This window comes from Staphylococcus pasteuri (genome assembly GCF_030547725.1).
Taxonomy (GTDB): Bacteria; Bacillota; Bacilli; order Staphylococcales; family Staphylococcaceae; genus Staphylococcus; species Staphylococcus pasteuri.
In genome coordinates, this window is record NZ_JAUOQO010000626.1 from 1 (window position 1) to 252 (window position 252).

At 46.4% G+C, this 252-nt stretch carries 1 protein-coding gene; it reads right to left on the reverse strand.

Annotated features, from left to right (window positions below; genetic code table 11):
• Window positions 1-252 (reverse strand): hypothetical protein (locus tag Q4528_RS14965; protein ID WP_303522469.1); only part of this gene is annotated, 252 nt, incomplete at both ends.

The following is a 252-nucleotide window of genomic DNA, read 5'->3' on the forward strand; positions in this document are numbered from 1 at the left end:
GGTCTTTGTCAGAGCCCCATAGTTTGCTTGCTCGCTAGCGCCAGCATGTTTATTCGCAGTGATCATATGGAAGCCCCGACGGGCAAATTCTTGATAATATGCACTAAGTGCTTCACTGGCGGTAATATCTACCACCACTAGCTCATCATAGGGATGACGACTCAGCTTATCAAACAGTTCAGGCCAAATTAGCGGCACATCGGCTTCAATACTTAAAACCTCGTCGGCATGTAAACCTGCAAAATCTAAGTG